The sequence below is a fragment of the Microcystis sp. M53603_WE2 genome, assembly GCF_030065435.1.
The window spans coordinates 1-1,275 of the sequence record NZ_JASJFF010000170.1; the positions used below are offsets into that span (position 1 = coordinate 1).

A 1,275-nucleotide genomic window follows, 5' to 3' on the forward strand; every position below is an offset into this window, starting at 1 on the left:
GAATAGATTTTCTGGGGATGGGGAATAGAAATAATGGCTTTTCCTGCTTTTAAATCCCATAATTTTAAGCTTTTATCATCACTACCACTGGCTAATAGTTGATTATTAGGACTAACACTAACTGAATTGATATGATCACTATGTTCGCTGAGAGTTTTTACCTCTGTCCCTCTTTTAATATCCCAGATTTTAATAGTTTTGTCTTTGCTGCCACTGGCTAAAAATTTGTTATTACTGCCGAAATCTACCGATAAAATACCTCCAAACCAATCGGAATGACCTTTTAAGGTAATACTGCTCTTTTCTGCCAGATTCCAAATAATTACCGTTTTGTCATTTTCGCCGCCACCACTGGCTAAAAGTTGACCATTTTGACTAAATTTAACTGTTAGGACTTTATCGCTATGACCTTGTAATGTGAACCGAGTTTCTCCAGTTTTTACTGACCATATTTTCACGGTTTTATCTTCACTACCACTAGCAATAATTTCCTCATCGGGATGAACAGCTACTGCTGTAACTTTATCTTGGTGTCCCGTTAAGGTAGAGATTAATTCTTTAGTTTCCAGTGACCAAATTCTTAGGGTTTGATCATCTCCTCCACTAACCAAATATCCTTGACAGGGACTAAAAGCAACAGAATTGATTCTTTTATGTCTATGTCTTGAAAATATATCATCAATCTCCGAAACCTTTACTTGAGGAGGTTTTGAGAATATATCATTAATTTTAGGTATAGCGATTCCACCCTTATTTCCAAATATATTGCCAATCCCCTCCTCTAGATCTCCAAACATTTTATTGATATCATCTTCAAAAACTTGATCAATTTTTTTAGTTAAAGAAAACTTCTGATTTTTTCTCCATTCCCAGATTAGAATATTACCATCATCTCCAGCACTAGCCAAAAATTTACCATCTTGGGAAAAAGTTAGACATTTAACCTCACCTTCATGGCCTTCTAGGGATTTAAAAGATACTAAGCGATTAAACATAGTGAAAACATTAGTTAATCAGTATTTTTCGGCATTACCAGATATTAGTTTTTCTCTGGGGGACTACTTCATCCCTGAGATAACTTTTTCCGCTCACCACAAGTACGGAGAAGCTATTGTTCCCTGATTATAACTAATTACAGTGTTTCTCGTCAAGGAGATGCAGCTAATCTAAGGATAGCCTATTAAAATAGGTCTTAGCTGATAAGTACCCGTTGACAATCCTAGTCCTAGGGTGGGACAATAATCGAAAAAATTGCCTGATAAATTAAGTATTGAC

The 1,275-nt window shown here is 35.5% G+C and carries 2 protein-coding genes; one reads left to right on the forward strand and one right to left on the reverse strand.

Annotation, left to right across the window (positions count from 1 at the left end; genetic code table 11):
* Positions 1 to 995 (reverse strand): WD40 repeat domain-containing protein (locus PX481_RS03755; protein WP_288093709.1); only part of this gene is annotated, 995 nt, incomplete at its 3' end.
* A 1-nt stretch (position 996) separates the two neighbouring features.
* On the opposite strand from PX481_RS03755, the gene PX481_RS03760 reads away from it, so the two are divergent.
* Entirely contained in the window at positions 997 to 1,122 is a 126-nt protein-coding gene (locus PX481_RS03760; protein ID WP_288093711.1) for a hypothetical protein, read from the forward strand.
* The last annotated feature ends 153 nt before the right edge of the window (positions 1,123 to 1,275 follow it).